Origin of the sequence: Streptomyces sp. RP5T, from assembly GCF_003933965.1 — a bacterium.
Lineage (GTDB): Bacteria > Actinomycetota > Actinomycetes > Streptomycetales > Streptomycetaceae > Streptomyces.
Genome location: NZ_RSAJ01001058.1, coordinates 1 through 1,450 on the forward strand (window position 1 = coordinate 1; position 1,450 = coordinate 1,450).

General features: G+C 74.8%; 2 protein-coding genes. One reads left to right on the forward strand and one right to left on the reverse strand.

From position 1 onward, the window contains the following. On the forward strand, positions 1–517 hold a 517-nt coding region (locus EHS43_RS44440), incomplete at its 5' end, for a cysteine dioxygenase (protein ID WP_125196045.1). A 67-nt stretch (positions 518–584) separates the two neighbouring features. On the opposite strand, the gene recX is transcribed toward EHS43_RS44440, so the two are convergent. Continuing rightward, positions 585–1,373 (reverse strand): recombination regulator RecX, encoded by a 789-nt coding sequence (recX, locus tag EHS43_RS44445; RefSeq protein WP_125196046.1) that lies wholly within the window; start codon positions 1,371–1,373, stop codon positions 585–587. Positions 1,374–1,450 lie beyond the last annotated feature (77 nt).

Consider the following 1,450-nt stretch of genomic DNA (forward strand, 5'->3'; position numbering starts at 1 on the left):
CCCCTCGGCCGCCTCCGCCGTCGCGCCGCCCACCCAGGCCGAACTCCTCGACTTCGTACGGCGCACCGCCGCCGACACCGAGCTGATCGACTCGCTCCCCCTCGACCCCGAGGGCCGCACCTGGGTGCGCCTGGAGGGGCCCGGCGGCAGCGAGGCCTGGCTGATCGGCTGGCCGCCCGGCACCGGCACCGGCTGGCACGACCACGCCGAGTCGGTCGGCGCCTTCGTCACCGCGGCCGGGGAGCTCAGGGAGAACTCCCTCGCCGCCCGCCTGCCCGCCGACGGCTGGAAGACGCTCGAACTCTCCGACGACGTGGACCGCGAGCGGCGGCTCCCGGCCGGCAAGGGCCGTTCCTTCGGGCAGCACCACGTCCACGAGGTCCTCAACGAGTCCACCGAGCTCCACGCGATCTCCGTGCACGCCTACTACCCGCCTCTCCCCCAGATCCGCCGTTACAGCCGCACGGACCAGACCCTGCGGCTGGAACACGTGGAACGCCCGGAGGACTGGCAGTAGCGCCACGGCAGCCGAGGAGGCCGCGCAGCTGGGCCGGTCGATGCCCAGGTCCCCACGAAATCCCCCGTCAGAACCCCTCGTCGCCGAGGAACTCCGTCTCCTCCCCCTCCTCCTCCAGCGCCTGCCGGACGACCCGCAGGGCCATCCCCTCGGAGTACCCCTTGCGGGCGAGCATGCCGGCGAGGCGGCGCAGCCGCTTGTCGCGGTCGAGGCCACGCGTCGCGCGCAGCTTGCGGTCGACGAGCTCCCGGGCCGTCGCCTCCTCCTGCTCGGAGTCGAGCTGCGAGACGGCCACGTCGATCAGCGTGGGGTCGACGCCCTTGGTGCGCAGTTCCTGGGCGAGTGCCCGCCGGGCGAGTCCCCTGCCGTGGTGCCGGGACTCCACCCAGGCATCGGCGAACGCGCTGTCGTTGATCAGCCCGACCTCCTCGAACCGCGACAGCACCTCCTCGGCGGCGTCGTCCGGGATCTCCCGCTTGCGCAGGGCGTCGGCGAGTTGCTTCCGGGTGCGCGGGGTCCCGGTGAGCAGGCGCAGACAGATCGCCCGCGCCCGCTCCACCGGGTCCGCCGGAGGCTCCCCCTTCTCGGCCCTCGACAAGGAGGGGCCGCCTCCGTCCTCGCCGGGCGATTCCCCGAAACCGCGCCGGCTCTGCCGACGCCCACGGGAGCCGCCCTCGCCAGGTGCTCCGCCGCGGCGACGCGCGCCCCGGCCGAACGCCCCGGAGCCCCGTGCCGTCCCGTCACCGGACTCGTCGCCGTACGCCCCTCCGTCACTGCGGGAACGCTCGCCACGACGGGCCGGCCCGGCGCCGTGCGCGAAGTCGTCGCCGAACGGTCCGTCGTCGCCGTACGACACCGAACGGCCGTGTCCCCCGTCCGTTCCGTGCCCGGTTCCACGCCCCCGTCCGAGCCCCGTGCCGTCGTCCCCGTACC